The organism is Pedobacter nutrimenti (genome assembly GCF_032678445.1).
GTDB classification, from domain to species: domain Bacteria; phylum Bacteroidota; class Bacteroidia; order Sphingobacteriales; family Sphingobacteriaceae; genus Pedobacter; species Pedobacter nutrimenti_A.
This window is the reverse complement of sequence record NZ_JAVTSQ010000008.1, coordinates 19,314-39,425: the sequence shown is the minus strand read 5'-3', so window position 1 is coordinate 39,425 and position 20,112 is coordinate 19,314. Positions and strand designations below refer to the sequence as shown.

At 41.2% G+C, this 20,112-nt stretch carries 12 protein-coding genes; all 12 read right to left on the bottom strand.

Annotated features, from left to right (window positions below; translation table 11 throughout):
* Window positions 1-136: 136 nt before the first annotated feature.
* Window positions 137-1,114, bottom strand: a complete 978-nt coding sequence (locus R2S08_RS15385; protein ID WP_316835977.1) for a TlpA disulfide reductase family protein — start codon at window positions 1,112-1,114, stop codon at window positions 137-139.
* Between the two features lie 11 nt (window positions 1,115-1,125).
* Entirely contained in the window at window positions 1,126-1,959 is an 834-nt protein-coding gene (locus R2S08_RS15380; RefSeq protein WP_316835976.1) for a hypothetical protein, read from the bottom strand.
* Window positions 1,960-1,970: 11 nt separating this feature from the next.
* The gene (locus tag R2S08_RS15375) at window positions 1,971-3,401 is read right to left on the bottom strand and encodes a RagB/SusD family nutrient uptake outer membrane protein (protein ID WP_316835975.1); all 1,431 of its coding nucleotides are present in this window, start codon (window positions 3,399-3,401) and stop codon (window positions 1,971-1,973) included.
* An 11-nt stretch (window positions 3,402-3,412) separates the two neighbouring features.
* The gene (locus R2S08_RS15370; RefSeq protein WP_316835974.1) at window positions 3,413-6,973 is read right to left on the bottom strand and encodes a SusC/RagA family TonB-linked outer membrane protein; all 3,561 of its coding nucleotides are present in this window, start codon (window positions 6,971-6,973) and stop codon (window positions 3,413-3,415) included.
* Window positions 6,974-7,053: 80 nt separating this feature from the next.
* Window positions 7,054-9,018 (bottom strand): M1 family metallopeptidase, encoded by a 1,965-nt coding sequence (locus R2S08_RS15365; RefSeq protein WP_316835973.1) that lies wholly within the window; start codon window positions 9,016-9,018, stop codon window positions 7,054-7,056.
* A 169-nt stretch (window positions 9,019-9,187) separates the two neighbouring features.
* On the bottom strand, window positions 9,188-10,342 hold the full coding sequence (locus tag R2S08_RS15360; RefSeq protein WP_316835972.1) for a FecR family protein: 1,155 nt from the start codon (window positions 10,340-10,342) through the stop codon (window positions 9,188-9,190).
* 7 nt (window positions 10,343-10,349) lie between these two features.
* Entirely contained in the window at window positions 10,350-10,898 is a 549-nt protein-coding gene (locus R2S08_RS15355; RefSeq protein ID WP_316835971.1) for a sigma-70 family RNA polymerase sigma factor, read from the bottom strand.
* A gap of 12 nt (window positions 10,899-10,910) precedes the next feature.
* On the bottom strand, window positions 10,911-12,989 hold the full coding sequence (locus R2S08_RS15350) for a carboxy terminal-processing peptidase (RefSeq protein WP_316835970.1): 2,079 nt from the start codon (window positions 12,987-12,989) through the stop codon (window positions 10,911-10,913).
* 123 nt (window positions 12,990-13,112) lie between these two features.
* Window positions 13,113-16,286 (bottom strand): glycoside hydrolase family 2 TIM barrel-domain containing protein, encoded by a 3,174-nt coding sequence (locus tag R2S08_RS15345; protein WP_316835969.1) that lies wholly within the window; start codon window positions 16,284-16,286, stop codon window positions 13,113-13,115.
* A 28-nt stretch (window positions 16,287-16,314) separates the two neighbouring features.
* Window positions 16,315-16,827: a LacI family DNA-binding transcriptional regulator gene (locus R2S08_RS15340; RefSeq protein ID WP_316835968.1), complete on the bottom strand. Its 513-nt coding sequence runs from the start codon at window positions 16,825-16,827 to the stop codon at window positions 16,315-16,317.
* 12 nt (window positions 16,828-16,839) lie between these two features.
* A complete protein-coding gene (locus R2S08_RS15335) occupies window positions 16,840-17,403 on the bottom strand; it encodes a hypothetical protein (RefSeq protein ID WP_316835967.1) in 564 nt (187 codons plus the stop codon).
* Complete coding sequence (locus R2S08_RS15330; protein ID WP_316835966.1) at window positions 17,400-20,111, bottom strand: GH116 family glycosyl hydrolase; 2,712 nt, start codon at window positions 20,109-20,111, stop codon at window positions 17,400-17,402. Before R2S08_RS15330 ends, R2S08_RS15335 begins: the two co-directional genes overlap by 4 nt.
* Window position 20,112 lies beyond the last annotated feature (1 nt).

The window sequence follows — 20,112 nt, the reverse complement described above, 5'->3', positions numbered from 1 at the left end:
ATATTGTGTGTTTTTTACATATCCTTAAATTTATTAAGAAAACCATTATTTAAATACTGTAGTTATACAAAAGCCCCGGAAAAACCGGGGCAATTTGCATTCGCAACTAAAAAACTGTTTTTATTTTCAAGCAGGCTTATTTCTCTAAGATTGACTTGATTCTTTCGTCCATTTCTTCATTCATACTTCCAATCACCCTCATCAGGATTTTGCCGTCCTGATCAATAAGCAATTTTGTAGGATAACCGTCAATTCCATAGGCCTTTGTAATGCTTGGCGCTCCGCTGCCCTCATCCTCCAGAACGTGCACCCAGTTCACCTCATCTTTCTTAATTGCCGCAAGCCAGGCCGCTTTATTCTTGGATAAATCTTTATTTTCTTCATGGGCGACAGCAACAATTTCCAGCCCCTTATCCTTATACTTCTTATACAATTCTTTCAAATGAGGATGTCCCCGACGGCAAACAGCACACCAGCTTCCCCAAAAATCAAGCAGCACCAATTTCCCCTTGTAATCGCTCAGTTTAACTGTCTTTCCATACTGGTTTTTTCTTTCAAAATCCATTGCCCTGGTTCCGGCAGTGGTAATTTTCAGATGCTCAATCTTCTTTCTGATGACCTCTGCAGCCTGGGTATTCTTCAAACTGAAACTCAGCTGATCATAGGCAGCAGCATAACCATCCGCATCATACATGATACTGTTGTCCATCAACAAGTACAGGCTCACAAAAGAATCAGGATGCTCCTGTACAAACTGCTGTTCCAGTTTTAATTTTTCCCGTGTAAGTGCTACCCCTTTGGTTTCAATTAAGCCGTAAAAAGCCGAGCTGTCTTTAACCATATCCAGCTTACCAAGCTCCTGGCTAAATGCAAGCTCCCCAATGTCTTTTTTCAGGATTGAATTTAAAGCGTTACAATCCCTTAATGCATCTGCTTTATTAATACTATCTTTTGAAAAGAACTGCATCACCGACCGCATATCAACACTCATATAGATCCCATTATCAACAGGACTGGTCATTTCTACTGTCTTTCCTTCTTTATCAAACTCTTGTTGCTGGCACACCCCTACAATAGGGGCTGCCAGCATTATACCTAAAATTATTCTTTTCATAAGGAGGGTGATTAATTGGCACCTATGGCTTGTAAGTCTACGCCATAGATCGTTTTATAATAATTTACAATTGCGTTATACTTTAACCTGTATTTCCCGTTCGGATCATTTTTAGGCAAGAACAAAGTTTGCTCCAATTGATCGGCCGTAGTAGAAGTGATAAGTTGGATATAACCTGCCAGATCACTATATACGGTATAATCTCCTTCTTGTTCACCAAGCACGCCATAATATTTCACATTATACTGATTAACCACGCTGTAATCAGTCGATTTAGCAAAAATCGGAGAAATCCCCACCTTGCCTGTACCGACCGCCTGTCTCCAGAATTCCGTGTGAAGATCTGCTTTCATCTGTTTCAGTTCATCGGCAGATAAGGTTGCCAAACGACTGCTGGCATGCCCAAACGCAAAGTGGCTGAATGAACTGGCACTGGACAATGGGGTTTCCAATGTATCATTCGAACTGGGATCAACTTTTCTGATCCTGGCAGATAAAATAATCTTATATGGCAACGCAAGCTTTAAAAAGCCATCGCTGTAATAATGAAATAAATACGTATCCAGGGCATTGAGCGCCGGAGTAATGTAATTTTCATCTCCTTGGTCTGCCACATATGGAATGAGATTAGTGATGTTCCATTGAAAGTCCTTATCGGTAAACTTATAGAGGATATAACAACCATATTTGTGCTGAAAATTTACAATCCTGGCATCATAATCATGATTGCCCTGAGGCAAAGTATATTCAGGGACTAAAGTGTCCGGCTGTATAACTGCGTCCTTCTTACAGCTTAGCACAACCGTGCTCACCAATAATAGGTGTAATAATATTTTTAGTTTCATGATGATCTTATTTAATGGCCTATACGCATTTCCGGTTCAGGATTACCGATTAATTTTGAATTCTTATCCATCGCTGCCTTTGGGATTTGAAATATATATCCCGGATCATGATCCTTAAGCACATAACTGAGCACCTGTGATTCATTTTCATGAAAAACATGTGTAATGGAAGGCATGCCATGTCGGCGAAGGTCAAACCAGCGGTGATATTCTTCTCCAAAAAGTTCCCTTCGCTTTTCATCGTAGCACTTCTTCAAAAGATCATCTGCACCCGTACTGGCAAGGTCATGATAAGCCGCGGGAGTAAACCTTTTCTTTCTCAAAGTATTCAGATCATTTAGGGCCAGCTGAGCATTTGCCGTTTGTCCCAATTTATTCAACTGCGCATAAGCCTCTGCCCTGTTCAATAATGCTTCCGAAACCCTAAATGATTGCCCTATCGTATAAGTTCCTGGAAATGAAGGAGATTTATTTGATTTGCTGTTTTTAATATAAATACTTGTCCTCAGATCCCCATCCTCAAAACTGTTTAGGAGTTCAGCAGAAAGTCTATACAGAAAAGCATCATCGCCCCCCTGATAGATTACCTCATTCGGCGATCCGAATGCCCATAAAGTTTCCGGATTTTTACTATCCACGATGGCCTTGGTATTTGCATCTGGCGTCCCCCAGGTATTCAGGTCCATTAAGTCCGATTTGTTACTTAATACAAAAGTAGCTGCGTCGATTGCCTTTTGCCATTCGCCCATTTGCATATACACTCTGGAAGCCAATAAGGACCCTGCGACATGATTGATTCGAAATATATTGTTGTTTTTTCCATTCCTTTGCAACTGTTCAATTCCCTTGGTCAGGTCATCTATAATTTGTTTATAGACCTCTGCCACTGTATTACGTGGTTGTCCTTCCATAGACAAACCTGAGCTTAAAATAAGTGGAACGCCAAGGTCCAGGTTTGGGTTGGATAATTTGTCCGAATAAGGCTTTGCATAGAAATTGATAAGCCTAAAATAATAAAATGCCCGTAGCAGATAAGCCTGTCCGGTAACATTTTCTATCTCTGCAGTTGTGCCTGTTACCTTAGGAGCATAATCCAATACAACATTACAAGTCAGGATACGAGGATATAAAACTGACCATTGCACAGCACCGGCATCACGCGACTGTGAGGTGCTTGCGGGTTGCCAGGTATAAGCATAATAGATATCCCCCTTTTTAAAAAAGAAATGGTCATGGGTTGCATCATCATCCAGAAAACGGATAGCAGGATTTGTGCCTGAACCATTATTGCCGGTATAGGCAGCGCCCATTAATAGCTCATTAAGTGCCGAGGCAGAACGAGGTATAATATCAGTTTGAGATTGTTCTTCAAGAAATTTTTTACAAGAAGAAACTTGTAAAACGACTAAAAGAAGTAGTAAAAAAAATGTAACTCTTTTCATTTTAATATTTCTTAAAAAGTGATGGATAAACCTAGGTTAAGAGCTTTTGTTATAGGTAAGGCGGTTGTGCCGGCCCCCATAGTTTCAGGGTCCTCACCTCTTAGATTTTTATCTGCAATAACAAATAAATTAGAAACTGCCCCTGTAATCGTTGCCCCTTTCAGTTTTATACGCTTCAACACACGGTCTCCAATACGATAAGAAAAGTTCAGATTGGTACATCTCAAAAAACTTCCGGAAACCACATTAATATCAGAATGGTTGTACATATCATACCGGCTCATATTTGAAAAATTTGGCAGGTAGATAAACCCGGAACCAACAGGATCATTATCTTTAGGATAGGCTGGAATATTGGTAAAAGCCTCATCACCGGGCTTGCGCCAGCGGTCTTCAAGACTTACCGGCAAATTTAAATCTGGCATAGGATTAGACAAGCCAAGGGCCTGGTAAACAGAATTTCTTAGCCTTTTGGACCCCAGGTTAAAAGCAAAAGACATACCCAAGTTAAATGCCTTGTACCCTACATTGGTAGAGAATCCCCCACTAATTTTAGGCTGGGTGCTCCCGGCTGGTTTTAAATAGTCTATAAATGATGATTTCCTGGATGCCGGATCACCCTCGTCTACTCCATAAAATAAAGGAACTCCAGTTTTGGGATCCAGACCTTTAAAAGAAAATACATAAAATGTATTAACAGGCTGATCTTCCGTAAGCACAGAACCAGAAAAATAGTCTTGTATAACCTGACTGGTCAATTCAACAGTGCCTTTCTGCAAAACATTAAAATTCTTGCCTCCCCTAACAGAAATACTCCAGTTAAAATCTTTAGAACGGATTAGATTCATGTTTACATCCATATCATATCCGTAATTTTTAATATTACCTCCGTTAATCAACATCGTTTGCACACCATATTCTATAGGGATGTACTTTCTTATAATCGCATCCGTTGTCAGCTTCTGATAATAAGACAACTCGAAATTTAAAAATGAATTAAATAAAACTCCATTGATGGACAAATTCATATTTTTGGTTTTCTCCCACCTTAGTCCGGGATAAGGTAAAGACCTAATGCCCAGTGAGAATTCATTTGACCTTGGATCAACGCCCTGGCCATTATCCGGCAGAGTTAAGATCAGTTCCGGCCCCACCTCCGTGATTACATTCCCTTGAAAACCATAAGATGCTTTTAAACCAAGATAGTTTATCGTCTTGTTTCCTTCTAACCATTTTTCAGAACTGATGTTCCACATTCCGGCAATACTCCATGCTGGCAGAAAACGTTGGTTAACAAACTGGCCGAAGCGATTTGAAGCATCTGTTCTGATATTGGCATTGAACACATACCGGTCTGCATAACTATAAGTAAAAATGCCATACATGGACAGGGAATTATTGAGTGCGTCTTTTTTCCTGACATCGAGCATTGCTAATGAATTTGGACTTATTGAAATACTTTCTCCCCGGTCACGCAGGTATCCGGGCACATAATTGTTCAGGCTTTCTCTTCGCACCGAATTGATTTCCTCGCCTGCGACTATACTAAACTGATCCTTTTCTGAGAAAAGGCTCCTGGCAAAAGTTGCCGAATTACGAATTGAATAAGAATAAGAAGAAGAATTTCCAGCTATTAAGATACCCCCAAAAGGTAAAACTGAAGCCTGTTCAGCAGCGCTGCCGGGCGCTACCGTTCCATAGTCGTAACCACGGGCATTGGCTATATAGTTACTAAGTTCTGTTGCATATTGCTCGCTATATTGGGTATTGGCAGTTCCACTCGAAGTGGAGCTCAAGGTAAGGCCTCTAAACGCTAAATAATTAAGAGTTAATGTAGCCGATAAGTCTGTGTTTTTAAGATTGTTGCCAGTCTGTTTAATTTCGTTAAGAAAATTGTAATCTAAGGGAGGACCCGAACCATATGTACCGATGGCAGATACTTTATAAACAAGATCTGAGGGAATTGCCCTACTGGTTTTCAAAGCATAGTCAAGTGGATTTATCGTAGAAAAATAACCATTGGAAATACGCTGACTGGCACTTAAATTAAAATTCAGCTTCAGTTTCCTGGTAATTTCTGTTTTAAGAGATGCGTCAGCTGAAAAATTCCTTAACCGGTCTTCTTTAGCCGCACTCCTGTTGTCCTGATAAGAAACAGAGGTATAATAGGTGGTTTTATCACTACCTCCGCTAAAACTCAAATGATGTCCCATATTCAATGGACTTTGAAAAAGCAGACCAAGCCAATCTGTATTTATTTTTTCCAAACCCGCCACATCATTTTGAAATTGACTTTCAGTAATTTTTTTACTGAGCAGATCCTGTAATGCACCCTCATAACCTAAATGAAAGGGGGTACTTGGATAGAGATACCCATCCTCATACATCTCCCTGGAAAAACGAATACGTTGCTGTGAATTCATTAATTGCAGCATGTCGTATCTTGGCTTAAGGGCTGTACCAAGTGATAAGCTATAATCAATCGCCATCTTACCAGCCTTGCCAGATTTGGTGGTGATCACGATAACGCCATTGGCTGCCCGGGTACCATAAATAGCCGTTGCAGAAGCATCTTTTAAAAAGGTGATGCTCTCCACATCCTTAGCGTTTAAACCACTGATGGAATTCCCGGTCAGGGTTCCTCTGGATTCAATTACATCCTTGAGGAGGTATACATCCCTTGTATTGGGGTCAGCGCCAAGCAAATTGTCTGGGTTTAGGTCATTTGGATTTTCGCGAACAACCCCGTCAACCACAATAAGGGGGTTTGCATTTCCAACCAGGGTTGAAGTACCCCGTATCCGCATAGAAGGAACGGCATTTACACTGCCTGAATTATTTACAACCGACAGGCCTGGTACCTTCCCCTGCAACATAGACAATACGTTGGTTACTCCAGGCTGATTAAGTTCCGAACCCTTTAAGGTAAATGTAGAACTGGCAGACAAACGCTTATTCACCGTCTGATAACCCGTTACCACCACCTCATCCATATTACTCACCGAAGGCTCCATCTGAACATTTACTTTGTCGTTTACATGGACTTTTATGGTTTGTTTAATAAAACCCACAGAAGAGAAGGCCAATGAGGATCCTTCTGAAAGATCAATGGTAAACTCACCAACCTCGTTAGTAATCGTATTTAACTGCGATCCTGGAATGCTAACAGTAACAAGAACCAGGGGTTTACCTGTATTATCAGTTACCTGGCCTTTTATAACGCCTGTCTTTTTTTTTACCTCTTCGGGTTCATCTTTTGGTCCAATGACCATCACATCGTCCTGCTGCACAAAAGTAAGTTTCGATCCTTTTAACAGACGTCTGATCACGGGTTTCAGTTCTTCGTTATTTGCTGTGAAATCCATGCGAGCTGCTTTTTGCACCAGTTCCTGGTTATACACAATCTTAACCGAAGTCTGTTTCATAATAGACTGGATAATACTCTCCATTGTGCCATTACGCACATTTAGTGTCACTTTCCTGCTATTTTTTTGCTGGGCCGAAGCTGGCAGCAAAAAAACCAGCAGAAGTAAGGTACTGTAAATTACAGTACGGATAGTTCTATAATTCATTGGTTTGGTTTAGTTGATGGGTAATTTAGTTGTGCAGTTTAGTTAATATTATTTTTTCATTGTCGGTTGGTTTTTTAGATTTATTTAGTAGTCGGTTGAGTTATGTTATTGGCTTTTTCATGCCATGTATTGTTAGTTAGATCACGGTCTGGAAGGTTATGATCGGGATCAATTTTTACTGAAATCACCGTACTGGTTGACGGATAATGAAAAGTCCAGTCGCCGTCCTTTTGCCAGATCTCAGCAGGTAAATTTGCACGGTTCACCCGGCCGTTAGACTCCGCAACCTCCACTACCGCCGGCATCACCATCTTACCCTTATTAACCAGCTTAATATTAACCCCTTTCTCTGGCAGTCCATTTACATACTGCACGCTTTCAATGGATTGATCTAAGGTCCAGTCGTTCAGAAACCAGCTTTGCCAAAACCAGCTGAGATTTTCGCCACTTTCCTTCTCCATACACCTGAAGAAATCGGATGGACTGGGATGTTTAAATTTCCATGCCTGAACGAAAGTCCGGAGCGCCGCATCAAAACGTCTGGTTCCCAAAACTTCCGTTCTCAGCAAATTGAGCGCAACAGTTGGCTTTACATAAGCAAGCAGAGCGAAATTTTTATAAAGCATCAGTTCATAAGGTGTTGTAGCACACTGGTTTGGACTAGCTTTCCCAAGCCAGTTAATTGCATCCGGTATGGTAAAAGCGGTTTCACCTTGAAGTACCTTTCCATTAATATGGTTGATGAAAGAGTTTAATCCCTCAACCATCCAAACCTGTCTTCCATTACCGGCAATCATCATATTAAACCAGTTATGCCCCAGTTCATGGTTAAGCTTAGACCATACTCCATTGGCCATACCATTTGACTGATATTGAATAAAACTTGTTCCTGGCCCCCCTATTCCTGTAACAGAACCTGCAATATTCACAGCAGTTTTATAAGGATACGGGCACCATAATCTGGAATAACTTTCCAGTACTTGTTTCATGGTCTGTACTGATTTCTGCCAGGCTGCATAATTACTTTCAACAGGATATAAAGACATGGCCAATGCAGTTTCTTTATCAGGCAAGTCAACTTTCACCGCATCCCAGATAAAAGACCTGGAAACTGCAAACAATCCATCTCCGGAATGATCCGCGCTAAAATGCCAGGTCAGCAGGCCTGGACCTGATCTTGAAGAAGCCATCATCACTTCTTTCGCTGTACGTATCTGAACGGTTTCATTACTTTTTTCTGCAGCACGCAAGCGGAGCAGCTGTACTTTGGTTAAAACCTGCTCCGGGTTAAGGAGTTGTCCGGTACCCTGAACAATACACTCTGAAGGTACCGTAATTTTATAATCTAGTTTTCCAGGTTCTATATAATATCCGGAATTTGCCGTATTCCAATCCTCTATATCGTCATAAACAGCCACTCTGGGGAACCAGGCAGAAAACTGATAGATTGTACCATTTGCAGTTGGTAAAACGCCCATAAAATCAGAGCCGTTTTTGGGTAGTGTAAAATGATAGTCTATTCTTAAAGTAATTTTATCCTTTGCCCTTAAAGCTTCAGGCAGCATGATCTTAAGCTGATCATTCATAATCTTAGCGTCTGCTTTATACCATACCCCTGTCTTTTTATTTTTGACCATCACTTTTTCCAGTACAAAACCATCAGTAAACTCTTTAATTCCAAAGCGGCTATCTTCCAATGGCGTTGTGGAAGTACTCCTGGAATCTTTACGAAAGCGGTTCTGCCCTAACAGCAACCATACCTCCGGTAAAACATCTGGGCTATCATTAAAATAGATTAATTCCTCTGTAGCCTGCAGTTGCCGGGACAAAGTATCAAAACGAGCAGAAATCTGGTAATCTGCGCGGTTCTGCCAATACGATGTTCCTGGTTTTCCTGATGCGGTCCTGACAAGATTTCCTGCCGGGTAATTGACCTGTTTAAAGCTTTCCAGCGGATCGAATACAGATTTCTGTTGTGCATGGGCATACCCAATACACAACAACATAAAAACGAGAAGTATAAACTTTCTAAGGAACCTGGTCATACTTATAGTTTTGAATGAAGACAAAAGGCATCTACACGCGATAAGAGTAGTTTTATTCCGCTCATTGGTTTAGGTGGTTGGTTGGTTTTATATATAGGCATCGTAACTATCAAAAAGGGTGAAAACAATTTAAAATTATTTTCACCCTTTTTAAATAAAGTACAAAAACTTAATGTCGTCGTTTTACTTCAACTACATTTCCTTTTATTACAAAGTCCACCTCGTTGGTACTTAACCTGATGTTCTTAAGCACTTGTTGAATATCATCTCCTGTTTTAGGCATATCCACCATAAAATGCAGATTCTTAAGTGCTGGATCTGCAAAACTAAAACGAAGGTTATATTCCCTTTCCAGACGGAAAGCTATCTCGGCCAAGCTACTATTGTCAAAATAAATTTCACCATCTTTCCATGCTGTATACAATTTCAAATCTGCATCAGTTTTAGATAATGTTTCTCCTGCCCTGGTATAAGAACCCAATTCACCCGGCATCAAAAGAATAGACTGGTTTCCTGCTTCCAAACCAACCTTGCCCCTTACCAACGCAGTCTGCACCGCCGGGCCAAAAGAATTGATGTTAAATGCAGTACCCAGTACCTGTACATTCAAATCCTTTACATGTACAATAAAAGGTCTTTGAGGATTATGGCTTACTTCAAAAAAGGCCTCCCCTTCTAAGGTCACCTCCCTTTTGGATGCCGAAAAATGACTTGGATAAATCAATTTTGACCCCGAGTTTAACCATATCGCTGTGCCATCGCCCAATTCCACCTTGGTTTGTTTACCATAAGGCACCTCCAGTACATTCATGCTAACCCGGCCTTCTTCTTTTGACAAGTCTGTTTCTTTTTTATAAACCAGCGTACCACCATTCAAAGCAGCTCCAGCAGATTTTAAAACCGGAGCTTCTTTCTCCTCTAGTGTAACGGTCTTTCCATTCTCAAGGGTCAATTTAATGCCTGTTACTGCAATAGATACATCTTTAACTGGATCTACGGGCCGAGTAGACAGCCACCAAACCGATCCGATCACACAAGCAAGAACAGCCGCTGCTGCCATAAACCAATTGCGTTTACTACAGCCAATTGTAAGGTTGGCTTCCCTGTTTTTCTCTTTATATCTTGCCTCTAACTCTTCCCAGCCAGCTTCCACCGGAAATTTCGTTTCTGGGTCTGTTCTCTTTAAACTCATATTTGTTTCTTCTGCCAGCAGCAGCATGTCGAGCTCCTCCTGATTCAATTCTTCATCTGCTTGTCCATCATCCTGATGGCCATCAAGGTGCTTTAACAGCTTTTCCCAATTCATTTTTTCTTCCTGATCCATAGCTCTGTTAATATAATCCTATCCACATATAAATTAAAATCACTATCCTGATCAGCGACCTGCATTCGCGTCTTAAAAACTCATACGATAATTTGATATGTGTTTTTACCGTATTTACAGAAATATCCAGTTGTGCTGCAATTTCGGCATACTTTAATCCATCTTTGTTGCTCAGCAAGAAGATATGCCTTCTTTTCTCCGGCATCTGGCCTATAATCTGCCACAGTACCAGATCGCGGGCAATTTCGTTTTCTTCTCTATCATCTTCCAGTATGCAAGCTAAATTCGCCCCGGTCTGCATCAGCAGATCATCGTTATAATCTATTTTTTTAGACTTCTTTCTATAGCTCAGCGAAGCATTTCTTACCGCCCTGAATGCATAACTTTTGAAACTCCCGTGGATATCCAGTGAGGCGATCCTATCCAGACAATACAGAAAGAAATTCTGGACAATATCTTTGGCAGTCTCTTCATCTTCCACTACTTCATAAGCAACCGAACATAAAAAAGAATAATGTTCACGAAACAAGGGTTCTATCTTTGAAAGTTCTGCCATCAGCCTTATCTTTTACATTTTTTGATTCATTACACGTATTACATCCAAACCTTTGTCAAGGTAAAGATCTGTTGAGAGCGTATTTAACCATTTCCCGTACCATTCATTTTCAGCAGCGCCACTGTTATCCATTGTGCCAATTATTTTTAATTTTCTGTTGCCGGTCAACTGAGCCGTTTGATCAATCATTTTCGAATAAGCCAAAAGTTGATCCTGTTGCCGTATAAATTTATTGCTAATTAAATTCACCGGGTCCAGCTGGTGTTGTGCCAAGAGTCTGCTATTTTCATCTATTGTTTTAAATTGCTCGTCGTGACCAATAGCTTCATTAGCTAAATTTATAATATTATTCCAAATTAATGGCTTATTAAACTCAGAATATTTAGCAGCAGGAATACTGTCCCAGTGCAGAGCTGTAGGATTGTCTATTTCTTTAATTTTTAAATAAGCAAGCCTTCCTGGCAATACCACATCAGCTTTTACACCCTTTAGTTGAGTAGAGGCTCCATTAACCCGGTAAAACTGGTATTGGGTAAGACGAAGTGAGCCAAAACTCAAGTCTGGTATTCCCTTTGTCTGGTCTCCCAACTTACCCATAGGTAATGTACCCTGGGCTGTTCCTTTTCCATAGCTGGATTGACTACCAATAATGATCCCTCTTTTATAATCCTGAATAACCGCTGCAAATATTTCTGAAGCCGAAGCACTTTGTTCATTGATCATCACTGCAAGAGGCCCATCATATATAGAAGCATCATTGCTTGTGTAAATTTTTATCCCGTTTCCTGCCTTGGTTTGAACTTTTGGTCCACTTCCCAGAAAATAACCACTCATCTTCACCACCTCGTCCAAAGAACCTCCACCGTTATTTCTCAAGTCTACAATAACCCCATTGACATTTTGCGCTTTCAATTTCAGCAGCTCCCTACCTACATCGTCGGCACAGCGAAATCCTGCAGGATTGGTCACATCCACATAAAATTCCTGCAAATAAATATACCCTATTTTCAGACCATTCTTTTCAATAACAGCACTTCTGGCCCTTCCTTCTTCATCTTTAATCTCGGCCCGTTTTAAGGAGATCATTTTTTCCTGACCACTGCTTTTCAATAAACCTAAAGAGACCTCTGTGTCTTTGTCTCCCTTAATCAAATCGGCAACGTCTGTGAGGGGAAGCCCGGCAATATCAACCATTACTCCTTTGGGATCGCTGATCCGTAAAATTCGATCGTTAATATCTATCAGACCACTTTTGATGGCTACACCACCTGGTTTGAGCGATTTAACGAAGACATCGCCCTCCTTATCCTGTAACTCCAGCCCAATACCAAAATAACGTTTGGCCATATCATTATTTACACTTCTCACTTTAACCGGAGCAAAGTAGGAAGTATGAGGATCTACCTCCAAAGTAATGGTATTTACATATTGGCTAAACCGTTCATTTAAAGCAGACGCCCCGGTCAGATTCTTAAAAACATTTCCCAACCATTTATCTACCTTTAAACGTGCTTGTTTTTCCAGTGCAGGATGATTGACCTTACTGCTGTCCAGATCTATCATTTTTTTCAGCACAAAATATTTAGCTCTTTTTTGCCATACTTTTTCCAGCGCTGCTTTACTTACAGGATATTCCAGCAAACTTCCATTAAGCTGGACCATTTCATTTTTACTAAAGTCCATTGGTCGCTCCAGGATCTTTTTATAACCTGCCTGAGCTTCCAGGAGTCTTTTATGAAAAATTTGATAAGCTGCAGCAAAGAAATCAACACTTCCTTCATGAAGTTCATCATCAATGTTCAACTCATATTTTTTTAAATCCTGAAAATCGCTCTGCAGCAATACATCTTTATTTGGGTCTAAACCCTCCAGATATTTCTTCCATATAGATCTTGAAAAATTATCATCTATTGCTTTGGGCTTTACATGGTCATTTTCAAGCTTTCTAACTACAGCCTTTATTGTCATTTTTTCAATGGCCGTAATATTTGTGTCTATAGATTGCGCCTGAACGGCTTGCTCCGTACCCGAAAAAAGAAGGACAGCAAGCGCCAGCATCCGTATGGAATTGGAGTGGTGATGTGGTTTCATAAATAGTTTAAAGGTCTATCAATAACCACTAAGGCGATCGGAATTAAAAAAAGGGTGAAAGAAAAATAAAATTATTTTTCTTTCACCCTTGGTATATCCACTTTTACCACCAATAGCAGTCATTTAAAAAAGCTTAATTTCATAACTAAAGTTTTCCGGTTTTGCATAAAGCATATACGGTTCAAGTGGTTTTGGGCCACATCCATTTGACCCTGCTCCCAAGGTTTTTGAACTTATACACAATACCGTATGGTCACTTTTCGGCAGATCAATACGGTATTCAGTTTTGTCCATATCTTCGTCGCTATAGGGAACACTTGAAAACTGAAAGAGATTACCGTTTCCCGAGATTGTAATAGCAGGTCCCGCCCCGTTTGACAGGCTCAACCATCTCACATCTTCGTGATTACCCCCTTCCATAGGCTTTTCGTAAGGTGTAAGTTCTTTGGCAACTGTGGAAGAATACAAACCGATATCAGAACCTCTCTTTCTGTCAGAATAGTTTTCCATGGGACCTCTTCCGAAGTACTGCAAGTCCTTATATTCGGGTTTAAGGAACAGCCTTACACCTATCCTGGCCAATACCAGTTTCGGGTCACTAAAGGAAACGGCGTTATCTACCTTTATCGTTCCGTCGCCTTTAATGCAATAGCTGACCTTATGATTTGCTATAAATCCATTCTTCCCTTCTCCTTTCAACAGCGTTGTAATGTTAATTTCTGATGCCGAGACCCTGGAAATATCTGATGGTCCAGCATGCCATTTAAGGTTTTTAATACCCGCTTTTTCCCAACCATCGTTTGCCCACATATCATCTATTTGGTGTGGTGCCCTCCATAGATGTAATTTTGGTCCAGCCTTCCCGGAAAGGAGCTCTCTTCCATCTTTATTGACACTGGTCAATGTTCCTTCCTGTTTATTATAGATGATTTCAAAGTTTTTTCCCTTTATTTTCACCAGATCGGCTTGCTGGTCAAAACTCAATGCATTGATAACACTAAGGCTCTCTGCCGCCGGAAGGTGTATAGGCAACAGCAACTGCTGTGCTGCAATTTCATAGCCTCTGCTTGCCCATAGCTGGTCTTTATGGAGAGCAAAAGAAATCCGGATGTGATACTCTGCACCTGACTTAGCCACAATTTCGTATGGAATATGAATCTTAGTTTCTTCACCGGGGAGGACATCAAGTTTTTCAAGATTTCCTTTCAGAATCTCTATCCCGTTTTCGGTAATAGACCATAGGCCTTTGAACTGATTCAAATTGATAAACTGATACCTGTTCCTGATTTTGAATGTGCCAGCTTCAGTTTCACTATCTTTTATACTGATCCATTGATAAACATGTTTCATCTCAGGATAATGTGGTTTCGGTGAACGATCTGCGGCTACCACGCCTTTATGGATAAAATAATGATCGTTAGGATAATCCCCAAAACCACCACCAAAGGCAAGTATTGGATGTTCGGGATTGCGCCTGTTCCATAACCCTTGATCCTGGTACTCCCATATTGCTCCCCCCATCAGGGAAGGATATTGATCGAAAAGGTCATTATAATCACCTATAGACCCCATAGAATTGAACATGGCGTGTGCATATTCACATAAATAGTATGGCTTTTTAAGTTTATCATCTTTTGCACTTTCTGCTACTGATTCCAGGCTGGAATACATTCTGCTGTCCAGATCGGCAGGATTATCTTCACCAATTCCAAAACCTTCATAATGAGTTGGCCTGGTATTGTCTATTGCTTTTACTGCATTTAGCGCAGACCGGAAATTGCTGCCACCAGAACCACACTCATTGCCCAGTGACCAAATGGTTACAGATGGATGGTTCTTAAAATTTTCTACGTTGGCAATGTTACGATCAATAATAGCTGCCTTGATCCTTGGTTCTTCGTTGAACCTGTTCCAATATCCGTGACATTCCAGATTGGCCTCAGCTACAAGATAAATTCCATATTCATCACAGAGTTCATACCATCTGGGGTCATCGGAGTAATGACAGGTACGGATATGATTGCAATTCCCCTGCTTGATGACCTCCAGGTCCCGGCGCATCTGGGCTTCCGTAATGGCATGGCCCACCTCAGACCAGTGTTCATGACGGTTAACCCCTTTAAGTTTAATGGCCTTTCCATTAACCAGAAATTCCCTGCCCCTGATTTCAATTTCTCTAAACCCTGTACGGGAAGAAATGGTTTCTATCACCTGTCCTTTTTTTGATAAAAGCTGGATGACCAGGGTGTATAGCTTTGGTGTTTCAGCAGTCCATTTTAAAGGATTTTTTACCTGCATACGAAGTTGCGCATTCATTTCCCCATTTCCTTTAATACCAGTCAAAATGGTTTCAGTACTGGTAATAAGGCTCCCACCGTCATATAGCGTTGCTTTTATTTTTTGTCCCGCGACCGTTTTAAACTCATAATTTCTGAGCTTTGCCTTTACATACAGTGTTGCATCCCGGTAATTTTCATCAAGATCTGTTTTAATAAAAAAATCACGGATATGCTGTTTAGGGGCGGCCCAGAGGGTAACATTTCTAAAGATCCCGCTCAGTCGCCACATGTCCTGGTCCTCCAGATAGCTGCCGCTTGTATATTGGTAAACTTCAGCAGCCACCATATTTTTTCCGGGCTTTACATATTTAGTAATATCAAATTCAGCCGCATTCCGGCTGTTTATACTATAACCAACTTTACTGCCATTAACGAATAGAAAAAAACCCGCATCTACACCATCAAAGGTTATAAAGATGCGGTTTCCTTTCCATTTTAAAGGTAGATCAAAGTCCCTGCGATAACTACCAACCGGGTTCCGCTCTTTAAAAGAAGTATATTCTTTAGGCGGCTCACCCATTACATGTGGAAAATCCGGTTTGAAAGTATAAGTGGAATTACTATATATCGGTGTTCCATAGCCCAGAACCTGCCAGTTTGAAGGAACAGCAATGTCTTTCCAGGAAGATACATTATAGGCCGGTTTATAGAAATCAACTGGCCTTTTTTGCGGCCAGTCAACCCAATTGAATTTCCAGTTTCCATTTAAGCTTTTCGCATAGGAAGAGGCTCTTCTGTTAGCCACCAATGCTTCTTTTAGGCTTGCATAAGGCATTAGAGTGGCATGTGCGGGCTCTTTATTAATACCAATACATTCGGGGTTTTCAATTTCCGTGGGAACCGGCGCCCCTTTAAGGCTATCCTGAAATACATTCGCCTTAACTAGAGTAGCATTTATAAGAATCGAAAATAATATTATACAAATTGACCGCACGTATACTAGATTTACTAATTTCATTTATAAATTTTTAAATAATTCAATAAAATCACAACATTAAAAACAAGCGCTCAATAGCCTGAGAGTAATGTTCATGTAACCTGGTTTTTTTATCTAAGATAACAACAGGAATATTGTATTTTCTAAGTTGTTCAAACGGTTCTTGATCAAATGTAGATTGGGTAACGGCAATCAGAATGCCCTCGACCCTAAGATTCTTCATATTTTCCAGAATCTGTTTTTCCTGCTCTGGTTTCTCAAATGATTGCCCGAAAATTACATTGTAGTTCATATTGTAAGCATAGCGCTCTATTTCGCGTAGGATTGAACAATAAAAAGCTTCTGCAATATCGGGCAAAACAACACCTATAGTAAAGGTCTTTCCGTGCTTAAGGAGCACTGCGTTTTGATTGGGATGGTAGTTTAATTCTTTAGCTACTTTATTGATCCTCATTGTCGTGACCAGACCTATACTGGGATGTCCCCTAAGTGCCCTGGACACAGTTGATGGATTGATATTTAGCCGTTTAGCAATATCCTTGATTGTGATTATCTTTTCCATTTTCTGATTATTTTAGATCCGGGAACGTAAGATCTCTTCTTTTTCTGCATTCCAGTACCGGCAATCCAATTCCATAAACACCGAGGTATAAGGTAATAATGACTCCGTTTTCAAAACAACTACCTTAAACAAACGGGAAGCCTCATCTATTTTCTTAAAGACTTCCCCATGCGGTATCTGCAGCACCTGGCGTTTGCCCCATACTTGTTCAATTTCCTTTCTATATCCACTAATTCCCCGAGCCAGTTCTTCATCCAGATGCTTGAACTCTTCATCCTGATAGATGATCGGCCTGATATGTGGCTGCCGACCCAACATACTGTCTACGGTTTTGACAACATTGATCATAGTCTCTCCGGTATTGATCACCGTAATATCCTTATTATTAGGGGCAGGATAAGCTTTATCAACAATCAGTATCCAGTTACGGTGCCCCAATAAGGGAAGCTGCTGCTTCATTAACACTTCCCATTGGGAAGACTCCCCGGATTTGTTTATAGTTGTACCGGCTTGTTGGCATGCTCCTGCTACCATCAGCAGGAGGATTGCCAATATTCCCTGTATTATTTTTCTCATGACCATGCAATTGTTAATATATCACCCTGTTTCATATTAAGTTCCCTTCGGAACGATATAGCGATTTTTCCAGATACTTCTTGTGTCACAGACACACGCATGGGATTGCCATTTAAAGATGCCGTAACAGCCCCCTTTTGAATGGAAACGTTCTGGCTCCAGCCAACTGCAAAAGTAAGCAGTTGTAACTTGCCATGAGCAATAGAAAGCTTACTTTTCAGTCCATCCACACCTTGAACTTGTTCATAGCTACCCCAGCCTTCAGCAGTCGTATACGCTGCTTTAAATCGTTCCGAAAGAACTTTCGGAGAAAAGGCCAGGTATTTTTTAGGGCCGTGGTATTCATATCCACATGCATTCAGAAAAGTACCGTAGCTGGCCATTGCACGGGCATAATGGTCACTGCATTCTATTTCATTAAATGGATTGCGTTTCGCCCCATGATAGCGGTCATTGATTACCCTGGTCAGTACCAGGCTTTCAGCAACCATTCCCTCAGCCATCATATGTGCAGCCACCTGATGCTCAAATCCACTCATGCACTCATTGAAATACCCCAGTTGCCAGCTCGCATTCTCCCCATAAGGTTTTTTTTCATTTCCCGGATTAGTGTTCATGACCATCCCTCCTTCGCCAGCCAGCGCATATGGTCTGCCGTTCAGGTGAGTCTTGATATAAGGCCCTACATCCATCGTAAAATTATATTTCCATAACGCCTTTAACGCAGATAATGTCTGCGCCCGGTCATTGATCCGCGGCATCCCTACCTGGAAAGTCCAGGCCTGGCCATATACCTGATCAATATGACAGGTATTATAAGATCCAAGCTTCTGCCTCCCTGATTTCTTATCAGGCTTATGAATATAAAATTCACCATTAAACAGTTCCTTATCCATGTTCACCCTTCCTTTCTCTACATATGCAGCACATAATTTTTCAAAAGCCTTATCCCCTGCTTCCTTTGCCATTGCTCCCCCAGCCTGGACAGCAGCCAGGCAAAGCCCAACGATCCAGGCAATTTCCCCCTCCCACACTGCATCAAGGGTATTTTCCATAGGTGTATCTGTCATACCATCTCCATTCTTATCCTGATCGATGATAAACTGTATGGCTTTTTTCAGTTTGTTCCAGTTCAGTATTAAAAATGTCTTGTCCTTGGACATCTGATGATCCCTATAAAATCGGAGTATAATTCCTGCCTGGCCATCAATTGCCGGTCTGTTCTCATACTCTGCCCTAAATATTATTCCACCCGTGTCTGGTTGGAAAGCAATACCCAGATCCGTGACTTCACGTAAGTTACGCTCCAGCTCCGGGAATATACGTCCCATCGCCTGTCCGTATTGCCACACATGGGTACAGGTACCGGCACATGAGCCCACACCTTCCCAGGCCCAGAAGCGCCCCGTTGCAAAACGGTAGGTGTTGGCGGTAGCCAGCGTCCCAATATTGACAAAGGTCCGATCAAGGAACCAGTGGGGCAAAGTTGAATCATTCCAGGTTTCTGACCATCGCCGTGTCGTCTTATTTAGATCATCTGCATGTTCATTATAATACCGTAATACTTCATATGCATCAGCAAACCTAGTCCCATACCAGTAACCATTCTGTGCATCCTTTATTTTCTCCTTTAATTTAACATGTGGATTATTAAAGAACCAGCTTATCGCATAAGAAACCTGTACACTGGATCCTGCTCTGATCATTCTCCTAACGGTTAGACTCCCTACCTGTAATTCCCCAAAGGCTACCTCACTTTCTGCATCCTCTGCCATCAGCGCAACAGGATCAATAGGCCAGGATTTCACCTGTAAACAAGCTACGGCCTTGCTATCCTGACAAGATATAGCCATAGACCCATGATCACCTGCCACGACGTCCTTTTCAGGAACCTGCCGGCATTCGAAGAAAATAGACTTCGCACCATCCAGCGCCTTTGTTGAAGCCCTCTTTTTAACCGCATCAAACTCCTTTCTGTTTTTATGTACCCCATTTTCCATCCATCCGCTGATCAGTACATCCAACTGCTGATCACTTTTGTTAATGATTTCCAGATGCAGAGAGGTCAAGGGTAAAGATGAGTTGTCTGCATCCAAGGGAATAAATGGAGAATAAGCCGTCAGTACAACCCCAATCGGAAGATCTGCACTGCTATAAGTCACCTTACAGGTCGGATAGGAAGGTTCAAAAATAACTTCATCCCAATGGCTTTCGCGAAGTTCTTTCACCCATTGTTTGCCCTTATAATTTACCGAAATGGCAAAACCCTGCTCCAATACCCTCAAATTATCTGCAATCGCAGGCTCTATATAAGCAGAGCCATCCCGAGGTTTGATCTGCACCTGCACCTTTCCATTGTTCCAAAGCACAGTTTTAGGTTCAATCCCCTCCTTTATCCAGTCGTAGACATCATTATAGATCTGCCACAGCCATAATCTGCCGTCTCCCCCTATATATACAGTGCCCGCATGCAGGCCACCAACAGGCATACCAATGTACTTCAGCTCATTTCTGCTCTTGCAATAGCTGATTTTTTTCCCTCTTTCATACAGAGAAGACAACCATTTTGGATCAATCCCTTTGTCTACAGGAATATTGTGTAAAGGCTGGTCCCATGCAAAAATACTTTGTGACCATGCAGGGAACTGCGCAGCTAATACACCAAATCCTAAAAGACTTGAATTCTTCAAAAAATTTCTTCTATTCATT